We start from the raw sequence: 22,386 nt of genomic DNA on the forward strand, positions 1-22,386 counted from the left end.
CGGCCCATTAAAGCGGCGTTTATGGGCCGTAACTGACCCCGCGTTGCTTTAAGGGGAGGGCTGGGGTCAGCGCAGGACGATGTCTACCGGGTTTGCCTCGGAGCGCCAGGCGCCCTCCGTGCCGGGACGCGCGGCAATCACCGGAGCCGTCAGGACGCCGGAACGGTTGGTGCGCTTGTCCCGGAGGATCTCCGTCACCGAGCCGAGGTGCCGGGAGAGGTCGATGACGTTCTCCGGCGCGGCCAGCAGGAGCTGGAAGCCGAACTCATGCAGCGCCTTGATGCCCGCGCCGGCGAATTCCTCCGAGGCGAGGACGAACGCCTCGTCCATCATGACCGTGCCGTACGTGGTGAAGCCCTGTTCCGCGATGCCCAGCTGGTAGCTCAGCGCCGCCGCCATGATGAACGCGGTGAAGCGCTGCCGCTCGCCACCGGACATGGAGCCGGTGTCCGCGTGCATGTAGACCTCGGTCTTCTTCGCACCCTTCGCCGCCCCCTTGGGACCGGTGCCCCTGGAACCGGCACCCTGGACTTCGCGGTGTTCCTTGCACTGGATGAACAGGTGGCCGCGGACGTCCAGCACTTCGGCCCGCCAGCGGCGGTCCTCCGGGGTCTGCGAGCCCAGCCGCTTCACGAGCGTTTCGAGCGACTTGTAGCGGCTGGTGAGCTCGGCGTCGTCGTCCCCCTCCGCCCCGGACGCAGCAGCGGACGTAGCAGCGGACGTGGCAGCGGACGCTGCAGTAACAGTCTTGCCGGGCCGGGCGTGCCGGACCTTGAGCGCGTTGTGGATGGCGTCCTTGAACTGCTTCGCCGTCGCGGGCAGCGTCTGTTTGATGTCGAGTTCCAGGAAGCTGCCCTCGTGGAAGTTGACCTCGGACAGGATCCCGTTCAGCGGCAGGATGCGGCTCGTGATGGCGCGCCGCTCCTCGTCGAGCAGGTGCAGCAGGGTGGAAAAGGATTCGTGCGTCCGCTGGTTGAAGAACTGCCGGAACTCGGCCTCCTGGGCGGGCAGCCCGTCGCTGACAATCGCGTGGTACCGGGATTCGAACTCCCCCGCGGCGCCGATCGAGGTGCCGTGGTCCGCAGAAATCGCCGTGCCCCATTCCCGGACGAAGCCCTCGAAAATGCGGGTGAGGCGCTCCGAGGTGGCCTGCCCGCGGGACTCGGCGACGTGCAGTTCGGCCAGGAGCCGGGTGCGGACCTGGTTGGCGAGGTTGTCGAGCTCGTGCATCTCCAGGACGTCGCCAAAGCCGGTGAAGTACGGTTCCAGCGCGGCGACGCCGGCGTCCGACGGCGGTGCCTGCGCCAGCCGGGTGCGTGCGCCGTCGAGCAGGGCATCAGCGGCGGTCATGCGCGCATCGAGGGCCTTGTACTCGCTCTGCAGCACGGCCGCGGACTCGGTGCTGGACTGGTGCTTGTGCCGCGCGGCTTCGATGCTGGCGCGCAGCGGTTCGAGGTCGGCCTGCGCGGCGAGGGCGTCCTTGAGGCGCTGCTCGATCCGGGCGAGCTCCTCCGCGGCCACGGCGGCCGAGACCTGTTCCCAGGGCCGGTGGTCCTCGGCCACCCGGCGCAGGGCTTCAAGCTGGCGGGTCATGCCCTGGTGTGACTCTTCCCGGCTTTGGGCCAGCTCGGCGGCCTTGGCCAGCTCCTGTTGCAGGTCCTCAACCTGGGCCGCCACCAGTTCGAGCTTGGCGGCGTTGTCGAACCCGAGGACGTAGTCCTGGCGGGACGTGAAGCGGTCATCCTTTTCCACCGTGTGGCGGTTGCGTTTGACCACGCCGCCCAGGCTCAGGCCCTTGTCCAGGCCGGCGAGCTCGTCCGGGTCGTCCACACACGGGTAGGCGAAGTCGAGGGCAATCCGTTCGCGGAGCCAGGCACTGGCCTGTGCTAGCGCCTGGGCGTGGGGCCCGGCGGGCAGCCCCGGGCGTCGGTGAGGAAGCTGAGTTTGGTCAGCAGATCGCGATCGGCCACGTCCTCGACGGCCAGTGCGCCGCCGGCCAGCGGCCGGGAGACGTCCACGGCGCGCAGCGCCCCGCGCACGGAATGGTCGTTGAGGTACCGGGTGACTGCCGCGAAGTGCTCGCCCGGGACCAGCAGCGTGGTGGCCAGGCTCCGCAGGGCACGCTCGGCGGCCGGGCGCCACTGTTCCTGGCCCTCGGCCAGGTCGATCAGCTCGCCGCCGAAGGGCATCTGTTCCTCGGGCACGCCCGTGGCAGCGGCAATGGCGCTCCGGTTTTCAATGCTCGACGGCGGCAGCAGCGATTTGCGCGTCTTCAGGGAGACGAGCTCCTGCTGGGCCGCGGCGAGTTCACGCTTCCTGGTGGCGTGGCCGTCAAAGGCCTCGAAGCGCAGTTCCTTGAGCGCCTCGGAATCGTCCTGGAGCTCGGCCGAGCGCGCCGCGGCGTGCTCGTGGGCCTGTTCCCAGCCGGCGGCCGACCACTGGAGTTCCAGCCCGGCGTCGGTCAGCGCCTTCCGGGTCGATGCCTCCACCTCCTGCCGCAGCTTGAGCCCCACCTTTGCGTTCTCCAGGGACTGCTCGATCGCGGAAATCGCGTTGCCGCCCTGGTTGTTGTACTCCCCCTCCAGCTGGCGCAGTTCCTTGGCGAAGCCGTCCCGGACTGCGCGTTCGGCGGCCAGGTCAGTGGCCTTCGCGTGGGCCAGTTCCTTCAGCCGCGCCAGGGTCTTCTCATGGACCGTGACCGCGAGCTGCTGCTTGTAGGCCTCGAATTCCTCGCCGGACAGGTCCCGCAGCCGGTTCGCGTCCAGCAGCGCCTGCGCGTATTCCTTGTTCAGCCCGGGGACGGGAGCCAGCTGGTCGCGCTGCTGCCGGACGTCCTCGAGGCGCTGCCGGATGGACATGAGGTTGCTGAATTCCTCGACGACGTCATCCGCCGCGGCCAGCGTGGCAGGGGCATCGAGGACCTGGTCGCGGAAAAAGGTGTTGACGCTGCCGCCGAGACCCTTGCCGGCCTGGATGACGCGCAGCAGCGGAAGGGCCTGATCCGAGCTGATGCCGAGAAGGCGGCGGAAGCGTTCAGCGAAGGCCTTGTGGACGTCGAAGATCTGGGCGTCCGGGAAGATCGCGTCCAGCGCTGACTTGGTGAAGCGCTTCTCCGCGATGCCCTCGATCGCCGCGAGGTCCAGCGGCTTGTTGTCGATCACGTAGTACCGGCCGACGCTGGATTCCGTGCCGTTCTTGGGCAGGTCGAACAGCGCCGAAACCGTCACCCGGGTGCCGGCGGCGTTGTCGAACGTCAGAGCGACGGCGGACCAGGTCGCGCCCGGGCGCTGGAACGCACTCGCCGAGCCCTCGCCCACGGCTTTGTCGCCCACCTTGCCGCGCATGTACGTGAACGTGGTGCGCTTATCCTCGACAGCGCCGCCGGCCCGCTGTGCCGCAGCTTCGTTGGAGCGGGGACGGGCGTCGAAGACCCGAAGCATGGCATCGAACAGCGTGGACTTTCCGACGCCCGAATTGCCGGTCAGCAGTGTGCCGTTGCGGTCCACGTGCATTGTGTGGGCGCCATGGAACGTGCCCCAGTTGACCACCTGGACGAGGGCCAGGCGCATCTGGCCAGGGTTGGTGAGCTCGCCCATGGGCAGCATGGTTGCGATGCTCACTTGGCTGCCTCCGTGTTCGTGGTTGCGTTAGACGCCGACGGCGATGCCGCCCCCGCCCCTTCGCCGGACGGCTCTGCTGCAAGCAGCGAGCCGCCCGGCTCCGACAGGCCCGATGCCACTCCCGGGGCGGCATCGCCGTCGTCGTCGCTGTTCAGGTCACCTTTGGCGTCCATAGCGGTTGCTGCGTCATTGTCATCGTCACCGACGGGAGCGGCATCGGCGTCGTCGTCCGGATCATCCTCCGAGCCAGAGCCGGCCAGAGGAGTGTCGTCGAGTTCCAGGAGTGGCTCCGTTCCCGACTGGTCTGTGCTGGCCGCTACCAAAGCTTCGATTTGGGCCGGGATGTCGCCGATGTTTTCGAACGGCAGGGCCAGCGGGAGGGCGTTGGAGATGGTGTAGACCTCGTCCAGGCCCGTGGCGAGGAGGAGCTGGCGGGCCAGGAGCTTGGTGATGGCGCGATTGACGACGTCGGCATCTCGCAGGGCGTCCTGCTGGCCGGTGGGCTGGTAGTGGGCGACGAGTTCGGCGATTTCCTCGCGCGTGATCGTCGGGTCCGTCTGGGCGGTGACGTGGCGGTCCAGGAGCAGGCGCAGGCGGAGCAGGACGATCGTCTCGACCCGGCTCAGGGCACGCTGCTGGCGCAGGATGCTGGAACGGGTACTGCCGCCGATCGCCTCGGGGTCAACGGGGCGCAGGACGGCGACCTTGCGTTCGTGGTCCAGCTGCAGGGTGAGGAAGAGTTCGGAGAGGCGGCTGCGCAGGATCAGCTGGTTGTCCAGGAGCGTGGTCCACAGCTTTTCGTCGCGGCCGCCGTCGATGTACGGGCCCTTGAGCAGCTTCACGAGCGCCTGCCGCACTTTCATGGGCAGCACGCCGGTGTCGCCCGGGAAGAGCGCGGCGCCGTCGACGAACGTGTCCCGGGGAGTGAGGGTGAAAGGGTCGCTCCGGACGTGGGCGCCCTCGCTGTCCGCGGGTGCTGTGGCGGGCTCGGTCGCGGACTGCAGGTCCGCCGTCGCGGTCTCTGTCTCTGTCTCTGTCTCTGCCAGGGTCTCGGTCACAGTCTCTTCAGTCATGGTCAATCCTTCGCGAGCGTGACGACGGGCAGGTAGGCGGTGCGGGTGGTGCCGTCGATCTGTTCGAATTCGATGGGGCCCCAGGCCCCGCGGTCGAAGCCGGCGCCTTCGTGGAGGGTCTGCGAGAGGAGGGCCCGGATGGAGTTGATGTGGCGTTCCTCCGCCGGCAGCTGCGCCCAGGCCTCGGTGAGGGTTGCGGCCCCCGCGAGCGCGGCGCGGATGGCTTCCGGCTTGGCCTTGGCGGTCCGGGGCGAGCGCGCCCGGTCCGAGTCGGAGAACGCGATGGGGTCGGCCAGTTTGGGCGGCGCCGCGAATTCGTCAGGATCGAAGAGCTTGACCATGGCCAGGGACTCGAAGCCGGCACTGAACAGCACCGGGCCGCGGACCAGGCCGGGCCGTTCGCGCTCGTACGGCAGGGAGCGGATCGCCTGCTCGGCCTCGCGCAGGACCTTGCGGAGCCGGACTGACTGCCGGAAATCGTCACTTTGGACGTAGGTGTTGAGGCTCTCGCTGAGCTTGCCGTAGATCCGCTGGATCTGGCTGTGCTGGCTGCGGAGTTCGGCCACGAGGTTCTTGAGCGTCTCGCGTTCATCATGGCTGAGCTCGTCCGCGAACTGCCGGCTCAGCACTTCGCCGATCGCCGACCGGAACCTCAGCTGCTGTTGCGGGTCCTCCAGGAACGCGGTGAAGGAGCGGAACGTCCGGCCTTCGGGGCTTTGCCGCAGCCGCTTGTCGGCCTCGAGGACCTGCGCCATGGTGGCGCCCTTGCTGAGCGATTCCTCGATGATCTGGTTGCGCAGCTCCCCCACGAGCTCTTCGATCCGGTCACGCATCTTCTTGTAGTCCGCGGGCAGGCTGGCCGCGAGATCGAGGATGTTGCCGGCGGCCTCCACGGCCTCGTCGTCGTCGAGCAGTCCGTCGAAGTCCCCGGAGCTGATGTCTTCCATCAGCTGGCGGCGTTCGTCGATCTCCTCTTCGAGGGATTCAATGCGTGCGCTCTGGTCCGGGTTGGTCTCGTTGGCGAGCTTCTCCACGTCGCCGAGCAGGGTGCCGAGCCGGGAGCCGTTCAGCGTGGACCGCTCGCTGGAGAGGCTGTCCAGGAAGGCCAGGACGCGGGCAGCAGGCTCGGTGACTTCGTAAACGATCTGGCCCGACTGGTTCCGGCGGGTCAGGAAGTTTTTGCGGGTCCATTCGTCCGCGTATTTCTTTCCGGAGAGTGTGCCGTTGGCCGAGCCGCTGTGCTGCTCTCCCGTGCCCGGGGCCTGCCGGCGGAGCTGCTCGAGGAAGGCGTCGACGTCGGCGTGGAACTGTTCCAGCGGCAGCTGAGCGCGCGTGCGGGTGAAGGAAGCCTGGAGCACGGCGATCACCCACGGCGCCGAGCGCGTCAGCGCCCAGGCAGGTCCCTTGGTGAGGAGCTCAAGGTCCCGGAGCCGGGCGCTGATGGCGTCGGCTGATGACACGGCGGAACGGGACACGCGCTCTCCTTCGGCTGCCAGGGATGGTTTGGGGTGGCGTTACGGGGCAGCGGATTCGAAAAACTGCCAGCTACAAGGTTAACGCAGGGCCCCGTCCGCATTCATCGTTGTCTGCTCCCCTATGTCGGCGCACACTGGAATGACCAGCTGAAAGGAGACGATCATGCGGAAGAGAACGATCTGGATCACGGGGGCGGCCTCTGCAGCGGTAGTGCTGGGGGGAGCGTCAATTGCGGTCGGGGCCACCCAGGCCGGGGATGTCTGGTCCGGAAGTGCGGGCGCCCTCACAGCCAAGATCGGGGACTTTGAGATCGGTGACGATTCCAACGGACCGGCGCTCAGCGACGCCGACCGTGCCATGGCATCAAGTGCCGCGCTGGCGAAGGTAGGCCAGGGCAGCGTCACCGAAGTGGAGCGGGATGACGATTCCGGCGCGGCCTACGAGGTCGAGGTGCGCCTCAACGACGGGTCCCAGGTCGAAGTCGCCCTCGGCGCGGACTTCCAGGTCATGAGCCAGAGCGCCCCTGAATACGACGAAGACTGACGCAAGGGCAGCATCCCGGCACTGACAAGGGGGCGACACCCGCGATTGGTGAGGGTGCCGCAACTCCGCCGTGACCTACGCCCCGGTAGCATTTCGATCCCGTATCAAGAGGCCACGAACGTCCAAAGGACCCTAGTTCAGCACACCCCCGGCACCCTACGCTCGGGCTACTGGTTCAACCGGAGCAATGGTGCAGGGGGAAGAATGCAGTTCGACCTAAGCGCAGTGGAAACCGGCACGATGGTGGTCATTGGAACCCTCGTGTTTGCCGTGATGATCGGCGCCTTCATGATGGTGTCCGCGTTCGCGGCAATGGTTCTGGTCGGCGTGGGCCGGCTCGCCTGGTACCTCGTGGCCAGCGCGGTAGTAGGCCTGGTCCACGGCATCAACCACGGTTGGGACCGGCTGGTCCACCACGCCTCAACGGTGGAGTTGCCGGCCGATTTCCAGGTCGACTTCGGCACGGACTTCCGGGCCGACTATCCGGGCCAGTCCTCCCCTAGCACAGGCACTTACCCGCGAGTAGTATTGCGGGACAGCTGAAGGGTCCTCCACCCGCGGCGGATCCAGGGCTCAAGCCGGTCACCCGGTTAGAGGAGATGCCCCGTGAGCTCCGCCATTGAAGACCCCGCCACCGCGTCAGGTATTCCAGCGTCAGGTATTCCAGCATCAGGTACTCCGACACCGGGTACTCCAACACCAGATACTCCGAGCCCGTCGGCCGCCGGGGCGCCTGAGCACGTCGGCCCCGACGCGACGGCCGCCGATGCCCGTGCCATTGCCGAGGCCGCCCGCGAAACCAGTTGGAGCCAGCCCAGCTTCGCGAAGGGCCTCTACCTTGGCAGCTTCGATTTGTCCCTGATTCACCCGTGGCCCGAGGCCCCCGCCGACGACGTCGAACGCGGCGAGGCGTTCATGGCCCGGCTGGCCGACTACTGCCGCACGATGTCCGGACGCACCATCGAACGTGACGACCGGATCCCGGACGACTATCTCAGGGGGCTCGCCGAGCTCGGTGCGTTCGGAATGAAAATTCCCCGCGAATACGGCGGACTGGGCCTCACGCTCGTCTACTACGGCCGCGCACTGGCCATGCTCGGCTCGGTGCACCCAAGCCTCGGCGCCCTGCTCTCCGCGCACCAGTCGATCGGCGTGCCGGAGCCCGTCAAGGTCTTTGGCACTCCGGCCCAGAAGCGTGAATACCTGCCCCGCTGCGCCGCCGGCGCCATCACCGCATTCCTGCTCACCGAACCCGACGTCGGCAGCGACCCCGCCCGGATGGGCAGCACTGCCGTCCTCTCCGACGACGGCGAGTCGTACCTCCTGGACGGCGTCAAACTGTGGACCACCAACGGTGTTATCGCCGAACTCGTCGTGGTCATGGCCCTCGTGCCGCCGCACACCGATGCGGACGGGACCGCCCACAAAGGCGGCATCAGCGCGTTCGTGGTCGAAATGGACAGCCCCGGCATTACCGTGGAAAACCGAAACACCTTCATGGGGCTCCGCGGGATCGAAAACGGCGTCACCCGCTTCCACCAGGTCAGGGTCCCTGCGGCCAACCGGCTGGGCCGGGAAGGCCAGGGCCTGAAAATCGCCCTCACCACGCTGAACACCGGCCGGCTCTCAATCCCCGCGCTGTGCGTCGCCACGGGCCGGTGGAGCCTGAAGATCGCCCGCGAATGGTCCGAGGCCCGCACGCAGTGGGGCCGGCCGATCGGCCAGCATGAGGCCGTGGGCAAGAAGATCGCCTTCATCGCGGCCAGCGCCTTCGCCCTGGACGCCGTGTTTGAACTCTCCGCGGAAATGGCCGACGCCGGGCAGAAGGACATCCGGATCGAGGCGGCCCTGGCCAAGCTGTGGTCCACGGAGATCAGCTGCCTCATCGCGGACGAACTCGTGCAAATCCGCGGTGGCCGGGGCTTTGAAACGGCCGACTCACTCGAGGCCCGCGGCGAGCGCGCCGTCGCCGCGGAACAGCAGCTCCGCGACATGAGGATCAACCGGATCTTCGAGGGGTCCTCGGAAATCATGCGGTTGCTGATCGCCCGCGAAGCTGTGGACGCGCACCTGGCGGCCGCGGGAGACCTCGCCTCGGAGGACGCCCGCCTCTCCGACAAGGCGAAGGCCGCCGTCGGCGCCTCGGGCTTCTACGCGAAGTGGCTGCCCAAACTCGTGGCGGGCGCCGGCATGGACCCGCGGTCCTACAGCGACTTCGGCCGGCTCGCGAAACAGCTGCGCTACGTGGAGCGTTCCTCCCGGCGCCTGGCGCGGCAGACCTTCTACGGAATGGGCCGCTGGCAGGCCAAACTTGAGCACAAGCAGGCGTTCCTGGGCCGGATCGTGGACATCGGTGCCGAGCTGTTTGCCATGGCAGCCTGCTGTTCGCGCGCCGAGATGCTGCTGCGGACTCAGCCGGAACGCGGCGCCTCCGCGTATGAACTCGCCGAGGCGTACTGCGAACAGGCCCGTGTTCGCGTCGACGAATATTTCGACCGGCTGTGGCGGAACACCGACGACGCCGACCATGCCCTGGCCCGCAAGACACTTGCCGGCGACTACGCCTGGCTGGAGGCCGGGATCCTCGACCAGTCCGAAGGAACCGGCCCGTGGATCGCGGACGCCGGCCGGCGGGCGTCCGTCCGGGAGGACCTGCACCGCAAGTACCGCTGACGGGCAGCCGCCACGGATAGTAAGCATCCTTGCTAACCGGATTCTGCCGTGGTTAGGTTGACGCCAGACCGGCACCTCCAGGGTGCCCGGTCATTCAGCGAAAGTGAGCAGCCCTCATGAGCAGCACCGCAGGCCCCGACGACAAGACGACACGCCCCGCCACGCAGGAAGACGCCACGACCCGCCCGGTGACGGCAGTCCGCCACGACGACCCCGTCCGCGACGCACCGGTCGGCGACGGGGTTGCCGACACTGTCGTGGATGAGATCCCCACGCGCGAGACCGTTGTGGCCCGCGAGAAGGAACAGTTCGGCGGCATCAAGGTCGGCTCGGCATTCTTCGGCTGGCTGGCGGCGACGGGTACGGCCGTGTTGCTCACCGCACTGGTCGCCGCCGGCGGCACCGCCGTCGGACTGGCTACCAACACTGATGTGAACGACGCCGTAGACCAGGCCTCCAACAACCAGACTGTCGGGCTGACCGGCATCATCGTGCTGCTCGGGATCCTCCTGGTCTCCTATTACTGCGGCGGGTATGTCGCCGGGCGGATGGCCCGCTTCAACGGCGCCCGGCAGGGCTTCATGGTCTGGATCTGGGCCCTGATCGCCGCGATCGTCGTGGCCGCGCTGGGCCTGGTCGCCGGGCAGCGCTTCAACATCCTGGCCAACCTGAACAGCTTCCCGCGCATCCCGATCAACGAGGGCGAGTTGAACACCCTCAGCATCATCGCGGCGATTGTCGTGGCCGCGGTGGCTTTGGTGGGCGCAGTGCTGGGCGGCCTCGCGGGCATGCGCTTCCACCGCAAGGTGGACCGGGCCGGCTTCAGCCCGGCGGCAACGGTTGAGAACCACCCCGCTGGGGACAACTCAGCTAGGGACAACTCGACCGGGCGCTAGCCCGACGGCGCCGGCTCCGGAAGCGTCAGCCGGCCAGGCCGCCGGACTCGTAGCCGGACAGGTAATACCAGCGCCGGTCCACCCGCACAAAGCGGCTGGTTTCGCGGTGCAGGCCGCGTTCGCCCTCGTGCCGGTAGTGCGCCGCGAATTCCACCACGCCTTCGCTGTCCAGCGGGCCGCCGCGGCTGGTGGAGAGGATATCGAGGCGCCGCCACTGCAGGCCGGAATCAAACTCCAGTTCCGCGGGGCGCGTGTCCGGATGCCAGGTCCGGAGCAGGTAGCCCGCGTCCCGGACCACGAAGGCGCTGTACCGGGAGCGCATGAGCTGCTCCGCCGTCGGCGCCTCGGCGTCCCCGCGATGGAACCGGCCGCAGCAGTGCAGATACGCCTCGCCCGACAGGCACGGGCAGTTCCCCTCATACGGCGCGGAATATGCCGCTTCCGGAATACTCACCGACCGGTCCGTGCCGGATGCTCCGGCGGGCTCGGAATCGGCTGCTGCGGCGTGCGTCACACGGTGTCCTTCCTGCGGGCCGGACGACGCCGGCGGGGCTGTCTCTGACTATAGACGCCCGGCCGGGAGGCCCCGTGCCCCGCCCGCGGATAACGGCTTTGACACATCTTCGCCACGACTGCCGGGGTCGGCACGGGGCCGGCGAAAAGTACGTATTGTTAAGGGGGCTCCTGCCCGCCACGTGCTTGCGGCAGGGACCACGCTGAAGCAGGCCGGCAAGGAGAGGTGACATGGAGGATCCAACGACCATTGCGCTGAACCTGACTTTTTTCGGGACCCTCGGCGTGGCGTTCTTCATGTTCCTCGGCCTCTTCCTGGTTTTCGCCGCCACCCTCGTGCTTGCAGGGTTCGGCCGGCTGGCGGCAGTCGTTGTCCTGGCCGCCGCCGGGCTTTTCCGCCGCAGCCCCGTACTACGGGAACCAGGGGTTGGGGAAGATGCGGCACGGGAGAATGCGGCACAGGAGCCAACGCGGCACCAGCCGGCCAAAGCCGCGAAGGCCGCGCGCCCGGCCCGGAACGCAGGCAAGAAGGAACCGGCGCTGTCCCCGGAGTGGGCGGCCGCCGTGGCCCGGGCAGATGCCCGCGCCGCCGCGAGGGCCAGAGCCGAGGCCGGCCCGGCCGTCCGGGTCACCGTCCGGGACCTGCCCAACCCCCTGGCACCGGCACAGGCCATCAAGGAAGTCTCTGCCCTCGTGCAGTCGGCCACGGACACCAATGGAACACTTGGCGCCGTCCCGCGAGCGTTCAAAAAGCCGCCCATGCCCGCAGCGAAGTCCCTGCTGGACACCGGATCGCTCGTGTCCCTGCGCGGAACCCTGCCGCCCGGGAAGGCCAAACAGCCGGTCCAGGAGCGCAAGGCCGGCTGAGCCCTTACCCCGGGCAGGCAAGTCCGCTACGTTGGAACCCATGGAATTCAGATACCTCGGGAACAGCGGCTTCAAGATTTCAGAAATCACGTTTGGCAACTGGCTGACCCATGGCTCCCAGGTGGAGAACGACGTCGCCACCCAGTGCGTCCGGGCCGCGCTCGACGCCGGTATCAGCACCTTCGACACGGCCGACGTGTATGCCAACACCGTGGCGGAGACGGTCCTCGGAGCTGCTTTGAAGGACGAGCGCCGCGAGTCGCTGGAAATCTTCACGAAGGTCTTCGGCCCCACCGGGCCCAAAGGCCACAACGATCTTGGGCTGTCCCGCAAGCACATCATGGAATCCATCAACGGCTCCCTCACGCGGCTGCAGACGGACTATGTGGACCTCTACCAGGCCCACCGCTACGACTACGAGACGCCGCTGGAAGAGACCATGCAGGCCTTCGCAGACATCGTGCGGCAGGGCAAGGCCCTGTACATCGGGGTCAGCGAGTGGACGGCCAACCAGATCCGCGACGGCCATGCCCTCGCCAAGGAGCTGGGCTTCCAGCTGATCTCCAACCAGCCGCAGTACTCCATGCTGTGGAGGGTGATCGAGGCCGAGGTGATTCCGGCGTCGGAAGAACTGGGCCTGTCCCAGATCGTCTGGTCCCCGATTGCCCAGGGCGTGCTGAGCGGCAAGTACCATCCCGGCAAGCCTGCCCCCGAGGGCAGCCGCGCCACGGACTCCAAGGGCGGCTCGCGGATGATCGAACGCTGGATGTCCGACGAGGTCCTCACCGGCGTCCAGCAGCTCAAGCCGATCGCGGAGGAGGCCGGGCTGACCATGGCGCAGCTCAGCATCGCCTGGGTGCTGCAGAACAAGAACGTGGCCTCGGCGATCATGGGCGCGTCCCGGCCGGAGCAAATCGAGAAAAACGTCGCGGCAGCGGGTGTGAAGCTGGACGCGGTGATCATGGACAAGATCGACGCCGTCATCGGTTCGCTGGCCGAACGCGACCCCGCGCAGACCAAGTCGCCCGCCTCCCGCGAGGCCTAGGCCCATGCCCAACGCTCCCGAGCTTGCCGTCACCGGGTCCACCGGCCAACTGGGCGGCCTGGTGGCCAGGCTGCTGGCCCACGCAGGCAGCCAGCAACGGCTCCTGGTGCGGGACGCGGCCCGGGCACCTGAGCTCGAAGGCGCCGTCCCTTTCGTGACCACCTACGCCGAACCGGAGCGGGCGAAGGCGGCGCTGGCCGGGGCGAAAACGTTGTTCATGGTCTCCGCAGCCGAGGCCGAGGACCGGCTGCAGCAGCACTACGCCTTCATCGATGCGGCGGCCGCAGCCGGCGTCCAGCACATTGTGTACACCTCGTTCTTCGGCGCGGCGCCGGACTCCACCTTCACACTGGGCCGGGACCACTTTGCGACGGAGGAGCGCATCAAGGCCTCCGGCATGGACTACACGTTCCTGCGGGACAACTTCTACCTGGACTTCCTGCCGCTGCTGGCCGGCGAGGACGGCGTGATCCGCGGCCCCGCCGGGGACGGCGTGATGGCGGCCGTGGCGCGGGCGGACGTTGCCCGCTCGGCTGTCACCGTGCTGCGGGACCCGTCCCTGCACGTGGGACGGACCTATGACCTGACCGGCCCGGAAGACATCTCGCTGGCCCGCGGCGCCGAACTCCTGACCGCCGGAACCGGCCGGGCCATCACCTTCCACAACGAGACCCTGGCGGAGGCCTACGCGTCCCGCGCCTCCTACGGCGCCCCCGCCATGGCAGATGGACGCCTGGGTGAGCACCTACACGGCCATCGCCGCCGGTGAACTCGCCGGTCCGACGTCGGCGGTGCATGAGCTGACGGGCCGCGAACCGCTGAGCCTCGAGCAGTTCCTGGCCGAGGCGCACACGCTGTAGCCCCTGGGTCGGAAGAGACCGGACGGGACCGGCGCGACGCGGTGTTGACGGTTTCCGGGCTGCGGCGTAGACCTGAAACCAGGTGACACCTATAAAACCGGGCTGGTCCTCCACAAGTCCGGGCTGGTCCTTCAGAAGAATCGCGGCGTGCCATGCCAAAGCAAATGTCCAGACACTCTTCTGTCCTGAAGAGTCCGCGCCGGCAGTCCGGGCAACGGTCGCATCCCGACGAACCGAGCCACGGCCCGCTGACGGCGGAGGAACTCCAGCTCGCCGTGCGGAACCATTCCATGCCGCTCGAGGCCCTGCGGAGCGACACCACACCGCCCGGACTGCACTACGTGCTCACCCACTTCGACATCCCGTTCATCGACGCCGAGCACTGGCATCTGTGGATCGGCGGCGCCGTGCAGCGGTCCTTCGAACTGAGCCTGCGGGCTTTGCTCCGGGCACCGAGCATCACCCTCCCGGTCACCCTGGAGTGCGCCGGCAACGGCCGGTCCCTCCTGCGGCCCCGTCCGCTGAGCCAGCCGTGGGTACTCGAGGGAGTGGGGACCGCCGCATGGACCGGTGTCCCGCTCGCCTACCTGCTGACGCGCGCCGGAGTAGAGGACGACGCCGTGGAGGTGCTCTTCACCGGGGCCGACGCCGGCAGCCAGGGCGGCGTCGCCCAGCAGTACGCGCGCAGCCTGCCGATCGAGGAGGCCCTGCGGCCCGACGTCGTGCTCGCCTACCGGATGAACGGCGCAGACCTGCCGCCCCAGCACGGCTATCCGCTCCGGCTCGTGGTGCCCGGCTGGTACGGCATGGCGAGCGTGAAGTGGCTGACCTCGATCAAGGTTCTGACCAAGCCCTATGACGGTTTCCAGCAGGCGGTGGCGTACCGCTACCAGCACGATGCCGAGGATCCCGGCACCCCGGTCAACTGGATCAAGGTCCGCTCGCTCATGGTTCCCCCGGGCGTCCCGGATTTCTTCACCCGGAGCCGGATCCTGCCCCCGGGACCGGTGATGCTGACCGGCCGGGCGTGGTCCGGGCAGGGCGCCGTGCAGCGCGTCGAGGTCGGGATCGACGGAAAGTGGGCCCCGGCCCATTTGGAGCATCCCGCCGCGCCGTTCGCGTGGTGTGCGTGGTCGATGCCGTGGGTGGCCGATCCCGGCGAACACGAGCTCTCCTGCCGGGCCACCGATGCCACCGGCGCGGTTCAGCCGCTGGAACCGGCATGGAACTACCAGGGCATGGGCAACAACGTGGTGCAGCGGATCAAGGTCAGCGTGGCGTAGCGGCCTGGAGCCCGGGCCCGCGCCTGGCCGGGCGGCCTGGGGCAGGGCTCAGCATCCCTCGTAGCCGGTGAGCACCTTGACCTTGTCCGCCGAGGCGGACGACGGATCGAAGGTGTAGCCGATCCACTCCCGCGCCAGCCGCCGTGCCAGTTCCAGCCCCACCACGCGCTGGCCCATCGTGAGGACCTGGCAGTTGTTGGAGAGCACGGAGCGCTCCACGCTGAAGGAGTCATGGGCGGTCGCGGCCCGGATGCCGTCCACCTTGTTGGCGGCGATGGCGACACCGATCCCGGTGCCGCAGAACAGGATGGCCCGGTCCGCCTGCCCGTCCCGGATCAATTCGCCCGCGGCGATGCCCACGTACGGGTACGGCTTGGCGAACTCCGCCGGGGCGTCGGCCCGGTTGACGCCGATGTCGATGACCTCGGCCACCCGCGGGTCCGTCCGAAGGTCCGCCAGGATCTGGTCCTTGTAATCCACTCCGGCCTCGTCGGCACCCACAATGAGCCGGATCCCTGCTGCCGGGCTCACGGGCGTGCCCCTGCAGCCTGCCGCACACCTGCAATATTCACACCGGCAAGGTGCGGACCGAAGACAGTGAACACCATTGCCAGGGACGTGGCTCCGGGGTCGGGTGTGCCCACGCTCTTTTCCGCCAGGGGCCGCGCCCGGCCCTTCAGCGGGCGCAGGGCCGCGGTGGCCTGCGCCGCGGAGGCAGCCTCCCGGGCAGCTTCCGCCCAGCCGGCATCCGCCCCCGCCCCTTCGCTGGTGAGCCGGCTGAAGGTCTCGGCAAACGGGACCAGCGCGTCCACCATGGTCTTGTCGCCGACGTCGGCCTTGCCGAGCTCGGCGATCCGGGCGGCAAAGGCTGCCACCGCTGCCGCAAGTTCGGCTGCGCTGGGTGCGTGGTCGTTGCCGACGGCCTCGCCAAAGGCCCGCAGGCCGGCGCCCCACAGCACCCCGGAGGTGCCGCCGGCGTTGTCCGCCCACGCATCGCCGGCTGCGGCCAGAGCGGCACCGGCACCGGCACCGCGGGACGCAGCGTCTGCAGCGGCGGCACTGGCCGCATCAATCCCGCGCACCATGCCCCGCCCGTGGTCTCCGTCGCCGGCGATGGCATCGAGGTCGCCGAGGAACTTCTCGGCGTCGTGGATGGCTTCGCGGGCTGCCGCCAGGGCGGCCACGCACTGCTGTGCATAGGCGCGTGAAGCTTCTGCCGCGGCGAAGGCCTCCGGCGCCTCCGTGACCTCGGCCGTGGCCGGCTCGTCCGCCTCGCCGCCGGGGAGCGCGGCATTCCCGCGCCGGTAGGCGGGGGTCTCAGCGGGAGCTGTCCAGAGCGGCTCGAGTTCGTCATCGAGCCACGTCACGGTCAGGGACACACCGGCCATATCCAGGCTTGTAACCAGTTCGCCGACTTCCGGCATCACCAGTGTGTAGCCGGCGGCGCGAAGCAGCGTTGCGACGCTGAGCCAGAGGACGAAGAGTTCTTCGTGCTTAGTGGAACCGAGCCCGTTGAGAATGACGGCGATGCGGTCTCCCGCACCATGCGGCGTCTCAGCCAGCAGCCGGGACACGAACTCCTGTCCCAGCTCCTTCGCCGGCGGCAGATCCGTGTCGAACAGGCCGGGTTCGCCGTGAATGCCCAGGCCGAGGCCCATCTGGCGGTCCTCGAGGGTGAACAGCGGCGCCTCGGCGCCGGGGAAGGTGCAGCCGTGGAAGGCACTGCCGATGGTGCGGGTCAGGTCGTTGGCCTTCCGGCCCAGGCGCACCACCTCGGCCAGGTCGGCGCCGGCTTCGGCGGCCGCGCCCATGATCTTGAAGACCGTGAAATCACCAGCAATGCCGCGGCGTTTTTCCGACTCCGACGGCGGCGCGCTGGCGACGTCGTCGGTCACCAGGACGTTCTCCACTTCGATCCCCTCGGCGGCGAGCCGTTCGCTGGCCATCCCGAAGTTCATGACGTCGCCCGCGTAGTTGCCATAGGTGAAGACCACCCCGGCGCCGGATTCCGCTGCCTTGGCCACGGAGTACGCCTGCTGGGCCGACGGCGAGGTGAAGATATTCCCGACGACGGCGCCGTCGGCCAGTCCGGTGCCGATCAGCCCGGCGAAGGCCGGGTAGTGCCCCGAGCCGCCGCCGGCCAGCACGGCCACCTTCGGTTGGCGGGGCCGGTGCCGGCGGACGGCGCCGCCGGGGACCTGGCGCACCAGGTTCGCATGGACGTCGCAGAAGCCGGCGAGGGCTTCCTCGGCGAAATCGGACGGGTTGTTAAATATTCTGGTCATCGTGGGGCTCTTTCAGCTGCTCGCGGTCTTCTCGACGGCGGGACGGCTAGTGGATGTGGCTTCCGCCGTTGATATCGATGGTGGTGCCGGTGAGGTAGGCGGATTCCTCGGAGGACAGGAACGTGATGACGGCCGCGATTTCCTCGGTACTGGCGTTGCGCCCCAGCGGAATGCCGGCGTTGATGGCCGCTTCCTGCTCTTCGGTGCTGCCCACACGGATGTTCGTGTCCACGGCGCCGGGGGTGATGGCGTTGACGGTCACGCCGGTGCTGCCTATTTCGCGGGCCAGGGCCTTGGTGAAGCCCAGGATGGCGGCCTTGGCTGCGGAGTACGGGACCTTGCCGAAGACGCCGCCGCCGCGCTGGGCGGAAACCGAGGACATGTTCACGATCCGGCCCCAGCCGCTGGCGATCATGTCCGGCAGGAAGGCGCGGGTGACAAGGTAGGTTCCCGTCGCGTTCACGGCCATGACCTTGTTCCACAGCTCCAGGGTGGTCTCGAGGAACGGCACCGGGGAAGTGATGCCGGCGATATTGGCCAGGGCCCCGACGGCGGGAAGGCTGCCGGAGCGGACTTCGGCGGCCACAGCGTTGTACGCGGCTGTCACGGAGTCCTCGCTGGCGACGTCGACCTCGAAGCCAAACGCGGGAACGGTGAACTCGTTGCCGATCTCCGCTGCGACCTTGGCAGACTTCTCGCCGTCGAGGTCCAGGATCACCACGGCCCAGCCCTGGCTGGCGTAGCGGCGTGCAGTGGTGATGCCGATGCCCCGGTCCGAGGTTGCCCCGGTGAGGACGGCGGTGCGCTGAATGGTGCTCATGATGCTCCTTGGGTTGGTGTTGTGTCTTGGATTGAATCGATTGCTCCAGTGGCGCCGTTTTGGGGGTCCAAAAGGGCCGTTTCGGAGCAATCGCTGGGTCAGATGAGGTCTGTGATGAAGCTCGCGGCCTTGGCGGCCGCCGCGGGGCGCTCCCCGTGGGTGACGTCCCGGGTCTCCAGCTCAAGGGAGAAGTGGCCGGTATAGCCGTCAGCCGCGAGGGCCTCCAGGCCGGCGGCGAAATCGGCCTGGCCGTTGCCGATGCTGAGGTTGATGTTCCCCGGCACTGCATCGCGCAAGTGGACGTGGGCGATCCGGCCCCGATGGCGCTTGAGGTAGTCCAACGGATCCTCGCCGGCGGCCACGATATGGCTGAAGTCCATGACGATCCCGACCCCGGAACCGGCCAGCCGCCCGGCCAGCTCTTCCGCGCGCTCAAGGTTCCAGCAGAACCTCAGGAAGTGCAGGGACTCGGTCCAGAGCTCGACGCCGAACACGTCGGCCCGCCGCTTGGCGGCGGTGAGTTGCGCGGCAATGGTGTCCAGATCCTCGTCGAGGCTGCGGACCGGGTCGTGGCCGAGGGCGCCGCAGGGCAGGACCAGCGCATTCGCGCCCGTGCCGGCCGCCAAGGCGAGCAGCGCGTCAAGGTGCCGGTTCCGTGCTGACTGTGCGTCGGCGTCGAGTAGAGCGTTCAGGTCCCCGATGTCCCCGTTAACCGACCGGACCCGCAGCCCGGAGGCAACCACCTCGGCCGTGACGGCAGCGACGGCATCGGCATCGAGGTCGTAGGGAACGTGGTCGCACACTCCGGGCAGGGCACCGAGATCTATTTCCTCAAAGCCGAGGCCCTCGATGGTGCGCAGGGCCTCTGGCAGGCTCTGGTGGCGGAAGCTGATGGACGAGCAGCCGAGTCGGGAATTGAACATCGTCGTTGATCCTCTGGTCGCGCCCGGAGGCGGTGGTGATATGGACCACACTACAAAATTCGACTGTCAACAGTCAACCTTTGAAGTTGACTGTTGACATTGCCTTATGGCGCGGGTCACACTGGCATATCATCTGTTAACAGTCGACAGTGTCGGTGCGGAAGCGTCGGCAGCTCTCTTCGAAAGGGATTGACATGAGCAACGAAGCTCTGACCATGCGGGGCCCGGTGCACGGCACCAGGGAAGCGAAACGGGTCGCGATCGGCTCCAGCGTCGGCGCCGTCATCGAAACCTATGACTTCATCGGCTTCGGCACGGCGGCTGCCCTGTACTTCGGTACGGCCTTCTTCCCCACCGGCGATCCCGTGACCGGAACCCTGGCTGCCTTCGCCACCCTGGGTGTCGGATTCGCGGCCCGCCCGATCGGCGGCATCATCGGCGGGCACCTCGGGGACAAAGTCGGCCGCAAGCCGGTCCTGGTGGCCTCCCTCATCCTCATGGGCATCGCCACTTTCGTCATCGGCCTGCTCCCCACCTACACCCAGGTGGGTCTGTTGGCTCCGGCTCTGCTGGTGTTCGTCCGCATCGTCCAGGGCCTGGCCTTCGGCGCGGAGTGGGGCGGCGCCATCCTCATGAGCTACGAACACGCACCCTGGAAATCGAAGGGAAAGTACACCGGCATGGTTCAGGCCGGCTTCCCGGTCGGGCTGCTGCTGGCCAACCTCGTGTTCCTCTTCAGCGTCCAGCTCGGCGGCGAACTCGCCTGGCGCGTTCCGTTCCTCGCCAGCATCGTGCTGGTCGTCGTCGGACTGATCATCCGTTCCAAGGTCCCCGAGTCCCCCGTCTTCGACGAGGTCAAGGACAGCGGCGACATCGTCAAGTCGCCCATCACGGAGGTCCTGAAGACCGACTGGCGCAACATCGTCAAGGGCATCGGCCTGCGCATCGCCGAGACCGCCGGCTACGCCGTGTCCATCACGTACATGATTTCCTACCTGAACAGCCAGCACCTGGCCGACAAGTCCCAGACGCTCGTGGCCTTGTGCATCGCCTCCGCAATCGGCATCTTCGCCACCCAGGCCTGGGCGCGGCTGACGGACAGGATCGGCCGGCGCCCGCTCTACATCTGGTCCTGCGCCTTCGCCGTGGCCTTCGCGGTGCCGATGTTCCTGCTGGTCAACACCGGACTGTTCATCTTCATCATCGCCACCCTCGTGATTTCCTACGCCGTCTGCCAGAACTCCCTGGCCGGCGCCCAGGGCCCGTGGTTCCCGGAGCTGTTCCAGGCCAAGACCCGAGCCTCCGGCGCCTCGCTGGCATACCAGATCTCGGCCATGGTCTCAGGGTTCACCCCGTTCATCACCACCTTGCTCTTCGTCAGCTTCGGCTGGATGGGACCGGCACTGCTCTTCGGCACCTATGCCGCCATCGGCCTGTGGGCCGCCGTTGCCACCCGTGAAACCTGGGGCAAGCGCGAACGTGAACTCGCTGCCGAGGCCACCAAAAGCACCCCCACCCACGTGAGCGCGTAGAAACGCACCGCCCCGGAAGCCGTCGAAGGCAGCCCCCAGCAGCTCGTCACGTCATATTTGAAAGGCAGAATTGTGGTTTCAACACAGGAAATAACAACCCGAGGCAAAGCCTCCGGCGTCGAGGCAGAACGCCTGGCGCGGGTCGAAGGGGCCGCCTACCGGATCCGCCACCATGCCCTGAACATGGGCGAAGTCCAGGGCCAAGGCTACGTGGGCCAGGCCCTCGGCGCGGCCGACATGCTCGCCGCGGTCTACGCGGACCAGCTCCGGTTCCGCGCCGACGATCCTGGGTGGGAGGACCGCGACCGGTTCCTGCTCTCCACCGGCCACTACGCGATCGGCCACTACGCGGCCCTCGCCGAGGCCGGAATCATCCCCGTCAAGGAACTGGAGACCTACGGCTCGGACGACTCCCGGCTGCCGATGTCCGGGATGTCCACCTACACCCCCGGTATGGAGATTTCCGGCGGCTCCCTCGGGCACGGCCTCTCCATCGCCGTCGGCGCCGCCCTGGGCCTGCGCTACCAGGGTTCGGGTTCCCGGGTCTACAACTTCCTCTCCGACGGCGAACTCGACGAGGGCTCCACGTGGGAGGCCGCGATGGGCGCCCACCACCACCGGCTCGGCAACCTCACCGCCATGGTGGACATCAACGCCCTGCAGGCCGACGGCAAGACCGACACCGTGCTGCGCACCGAGCCCGTCACCGAAAAGTGGCAGGCGTTTGGCTGGTACGCCCAGCGCGTGAACGGGAACGACGTCGGCGCGCTGCTGGCCGCGTTCGACAACGCGGCCGCCCAGGCGGCCGCCGTCGGACGTCCCTCCGTGATCCTGTGCGACACGAAGGTGGGCCGCGGCGTGCCGCTGCTCGAGGACCGCGAAAAAGCCCACTTCATGCGCATCGAAGAACACGAATGGCAGCTCTGCCGCGAGCAGCTGACCGCAGGTTTCGAAGGAAAGGCCGCACGATGAGTACCGCAACAACACCGAAACTGAAGACCTCTGCCATGATCGCCTCCTTCGCGGACCCGGGCCAGAAGACCGCGTCCGCGCCGTTCGGGCACGCCCTGGTCAGGGCCGCGCAGGAGAACGACAAGATCGTGGGACTGACCGCGGACCTGGGCAAGTACACGGACATGCACATTTTCGCCCAGGCCTTCCCGGAACGCTTCTTCCAGATGGGCATGGCCGAACAGCTGCTCTTCGGCGCCGCGGCCGGCCTGGCAGAGACCGGCCTGGTCCCGTTCGCCTCGACGTATTCGGTGTTCGCTGCCCGGCGCGCCTACGATTTTCTGTGCCTGGATGCCGCCGAGCCGAACCTCAACGTCAATATCGTCGGCGGGCTCCCGGGGCTGACCACCGGGTACGGTCCAAGCCACCAGGCGACCGAGGACATGGCGATCTTCCGCGGGATGCCCAACCTGACCATCGTGGATCCCTGCGACTCGCTGGACATCGAGCAGGCGGTCCCGCAGTTGGCGGCCAGCGAGGGGCCCACATACCTGCGTCTGCTGCGCGGCAACGTCCCCACCGTGCTGGACGAGTACGACTACACCTTCGAGCTCGGCAAGGCGAAAGTCCTGCGTGGAGGCCGTGACGTCGTCTTCATCTCCAGCGGGCTCATGACAATGCGGGCCCTCCAGGCGGCCGAGGCGCTGGCAGCGCACCACGTGGATGTCGCGGTCGTCCACGCCCCCACCATCAAGCCGTTCGACACCGCGACGGTCCTCGCCGAGCTGAACACCGACCGCCTGGCGGTCACGTTGGAGAACCACAGTGTGGTGGGCGGGTTGTTCGAGACCGTGGCCTCGGCCGTGGTCACCGCGGGACTGGGCAAACGGTTGGTGCCGGTAGCGCTGCCGGACGAATTCCTGGACGCCGGCGCACTGCCCACCCTGCACGAACGCTACGGCCTCTCGGTGCAGAGGATCGTCGCCAAGGTGCTCGCCGAACTCGGCTGAGGATCTTGCGGGGCCG

The 22,386-nt window shown here is 68.0% G+C and carries 16 protein-coding genes and 3 pseudogenes; 11 read left to right on the forward strand and 8 right to left on the reverse strand.

Annotated features, from left to right (window positions below; all coding sequences use genetic code 11):
- Positions 1 to 66: 66 nt before the first annotated feature.
- The 3 genes and pseudogenes from ABH915_RS00090 to ABH915_RS00100 all read right to left on the reverse strand — a co-directional run bounded on the left by ABH915_RS00090 (position 67) and on the right by ABH915_RS00100 (position 6,168).
- Positions 67 to 3,620: pseudogene (locus tag ABH915_RS00090) on the reverse strand (ATP-binding protein).
- Positions 3,621 to 3,829: 209 nt separating this feature from the next.
- Positions 3,830 to 4,693 (reverse strand): annotated as a pseudogene (locus ABH915_RS00095) (DUF4194 domain-containing protein); the annotation flags it as partial.
- A gap of 2 nt (positions 4,694 to 4,695) precedes the next feature.
- On the reverse strand, positions 4,696 to 6,168 hold the full coding sequence (locus tag ABH915_RS00100) for a DUF3375 family protein (RefSeq protein WP_018776092.1): 1,473 nt from the start codon (positions 6,166 to 6,168) through the stop codon (positions 4,696 to 4,698).
- 163 nt (positions 6,169 to 6,331) lie between these two features.
- Here ABH915_RS00100 and ABH915_RS00105 point away from each other — a divergent pair, with 163 nt between their 5' ends.
- The 4 genes from ABH915_RS00105 (at position 6,332) to ABH915_RS00120 (ending at position 10,281) form a co-directional block, all read left to right on the forward strand.
- The gene (locus ABH915_RS00105; protein ID WP_370116427.1) at positions 6,332 to 6,712 is read left to right on the forward strand and encodes a PepSY domain-containing protein; all 381 of its coding nucleotides are present in this window, start codon (positions 6,332 to 6,334) and stop codon (positions 6,710 to 6,712) included.
- Positions 6,713 to 6,916: 204 nt separating this feature from the next.
- Positions 6,917 to 7,255: a hypothetical protein gene (locus ABH915_RS00110; RefSeq protein WP_370116430.1), complete on the forward strand. Its 339-nt coding sequence runs from the start codon at positions 6,917 to 6,919 to the stop codon at positions 7,253 to 7,255.
- Positions 7,256 to 7,372: 117 nt separating this feature from the next.
- A complete protein-coding gene (locus tag ABH915_RS00115; RefSeq protein WP_370124896.1) occupies positions 7,373 to 9,385 on the forward strand; it encodes an acyl-CoA dehydrogenase family protein in 2,013 nt (670 codons plus the stop codon).
- A gap of 116 nt (positions 9,386 to 9,501) precedes the next feature.
- On the forward strand, positions 9,502 to 10,281 hold the full coding sequence (locus ABH915_RS00120; protein ID WP_370116433.1) for a hypothetical protein: 780 nt from the start codon (positions 9,502 to 9,504) through the stop codon (positions 10,279 to 10,281).
- Between the two features lie 25 nt (positions 10,282 to 10,306).
- Here ABH915_RS00120 and ABH915_RS00125 read toward each other — a convergent pair whose 3' ends face one another.
- Positions 10,307 to 10,735: a YchJ family protein gene (locus ABH915_RS00125; protein WP_370124897.1), complete on the reverse strand. Its 429-nt coding sequence runs from the start codon at positions 10,733 to 10,735 to the stop codon at positions 10,307 to 10,309.
- A 290-nt stretch (positions 10,736 to 11,025) separates the two neighbouring features.
- Between ABH915_RS00125 and ABH915_RS00130 the strand changes: the two genes are divergently transcribed.
- The 4 genes and pseudogenes from ABH915_RS00130 to ABH915_RS00145 all read left to right on the forward strand — a co-directional run bounded on the left by ABH915_RS00130 (position 11,026) and on the right by ABH915_RS00145 (position 14,849).
- Positions 11,026 to 11,661, forward strand: coding sequence for a hypothetical protein (locus ABH915_RS00130; RefSeq protein WP_370116435.1), 636 nt, complete (start codon positions 11,026 to 11,028; stop codon positions 11,659 to 11,661).
- A gap of 40 nt (positions 11,662 to 11,701) precedes the next feature.
- Entirely contained in the window at positions 11,702 to 12,706 is a 1,005-nt protein-coding gene (locus ABH915_RS00135) for an aldo/keto reductase family protein (RefSeq protein ID WP_370116438.1), read from the forward strand.
- Positions 12,707 to 12,710: 4 nt separating this feature from the next.
- A pseudogene (locus tag ABH915_RS00140) lies at positions 12,711 to 13,566 on the forward strand (SDR family oxidoreductase).
- Between the two features lie 164 nt (positions 13,567 to 13,730).
- Entirely contained in the window at positions 13,731 to 14,849 is a 1,119-nt protein-coding gene (locus ABH915_RS00145) for a sulfite oxidase (RefSeq protein WP_370116440.1), read from the forward strand.
- Between the two features lie 48 nt (positions 14,850 to 14,897).
- Here the strand turns inward: ABH915_RS00145 and ABH915_RS00150 are convergent, their stop codons facing one another.
- From ABH915_RS00150 to ABH915_RS00165, 4 genes are all read right to left on the reverse strand, one after another.
- Positions 14,898 to 15,362, reverse strand: a complete 465-nt coding sequence (locus ABH915_RS00150; RefSeq protein ID WP_370124898.1) for a ribose-5-phosphate isomerase — start codon at positions 15,360 to 15,362, stop codon at positions 14,898 to 14,900.
- A 14-nt stretch (positions 15,363 to 15,376) separates the two neighbouring features.
- A complete protein-coding gene (locus ABH915_RS00155) occupies positions 15,377 to 17,134 on the reverse strand; it encodes a dihydroxyacetone kinase family protein (protein ID WP_370116443.1) in 1,758 nt (585 codons plus the stop codon).
- Between the two features lie 46 nt (positions 17,135 to 17,180).
- Complete coding sequence (locus ABH915_RS00160) at positions 17,181 to 17,954, reverse strand: SDR family NAD(P)-dependent oxidoreductase (RefSeq protein WP_370116445.1); 774 nt, start codon at positions 17,952 to 17,954, stop codon at positions 17,181 to 17,183.
- Between the two features lie 98 nt (positions 17,955 to 18,052).
- Positions 18,053 to 18,877, reverse strand: a complete 825-nt coding sequence (locus ABH915_RS00165; protein ID WP_370116448.1) for a sugar phosphate isomerase/epimerase family protein — start codon at positions 18,875 to 18,877, stop codon at positions 18,053 to 18,055.
- 194 nt (positions 18,878 to 19,071) lie between these two features.
- Between ABH915_RS00165 and ABH915_RS00170 the strand changes: the two genes are divergently transcribed.
- The 3 genes from ABH915_RS00170 (at position 19,072) to ABH915_RS00180 (ending at position 22,370) form a co-directional block, all read left to right on the forward strand.
- Positions 19,072 to 20,409, forward strand: coding sequence for an MFS transporter (locus tag ABH915_RS00170; protein ID WP_370116451.1), 1,338 nt, complete (start codon positions 19,072 to 19,074; stop codon positions 20,407 to 20,409).
- Between the two features lie 90 nt (positions 20,410 to 20,499).
- Positions 20,500 to 21,381, forward strand: a complete 882-nt coding sequence (locus ABH915_RS00175; protein WP_370124899.1) for a transketolase — start codon at positions 20,500 to 20,502, stop codon at positions 21,379 to 21,381.
- Entirely contained in the window at positions 21,378 to 22,370 is a 993-nt protein-coding gene (locus ABH915_RS00180; RefSeq protein ID WP_370116454.1) for a transketolase family protein, read from the forward strand. The genes ABH915_RS00175 and ABH915_RS00180 overlap by 4 nt, the downstream gene beginning before the upstream one ends.
- The last annotated feature ends 16 nt before the right edge of the window (positions 22,371 to 22,386 follow it).

This window comes from Arthrobacter sp. MW3 TE3886 (assembly GCF_041262145.1).
Lineage (GTDB): Bacteria > Actinomycetota > Actinomycetes > Actinomycetales > Micrococcaceae > Arthrobacter.

What these genes read in the sequence shown, in the direction of transcription:
- ABH915_RS00105 (WP_370116427.1), top strand. Translation starts at nt 6,332, where the DNA reads ATGCGGAAGAGAACGATCTGGATCACGGGGGCGGCCTCTGCAGCGGTA.
- ABH915_RS00110 (WP_370116430.1), top strand. Translation starts at nt 6,917, where the DNA reads ATGCAGTTCGACCTAAGCGCAGTGGAAACCGGCACGATGGTGGTCATT.
- ABH915_RS00120 (WP_370116433.1), top strand. Translation starts at nt 9,502, where the DNA reads ATGAGCAGCACCGCAGGCCCCGACGACAAGACGACACGCCCCGCCACG.
- ABH915_RS00130 (WP_370116435.1), top strand. Translation starts at nt 11,026, where the DNA reads ATGGAGGATCCAACGACCATTGCGCTGAACCTGACTTTTTTCGGGACC.
- ABH915_RS00135 (WP_370116438.1), top strand. Translation starts at nt 11,702, where the DNA reads ATGGAATTCAGATACCTCGGGAACAGCGGCTTCAAGATTTCAGAAATC.
- ABH915_RS00145 (WP_370116440.1), top strand. Translation starts at nt 13,731, where the DNA reads ATGTCCAGACACTCTTCTGTCCTGAAGAGTCCGCGCCGGCAGTCCGGG.
- ABH915_RS00155 (WP_370116443.1), bottom strand. Translation starts at nt 17,134, where the DNA reads ATGACCAGAATATTTAACAACCCGTCCGATTTCGCCGAGGAAGCCCTC.
- ABH915_RS00160 (WP_370116445.1), bottom strand. Translation starts at nt 17,954, where the DNA reads ATGAGCACCATTCAGCGCACCGCCGTCCTCACCGGGGCAACCTCGGAC.
- ABH915_RS00165 (WP_370116448.1), bottom strand. Translation starts at nt 18,877, where the DNA reads ATGTTCAATTCCCGACTCGGCTGCTCGTCCATCAGCTTCCGCCACCAG.
- ABH915_RS00170 (WP_370116451.1), top strand. Translation starts at nt 19,072, where the DNA reads ATGAGCAACGAAGCTCTGACCATGCGGGGCCCGGTGCACGGCACCAGG.
- ABH915_RS00180 (WP_370116454.1), top strand. Translation starts at nt 21,378, where the DNA reads ATGAGTACCGCAACAACACCGAAACTGAAGACCTCTGCCATGATCGCC.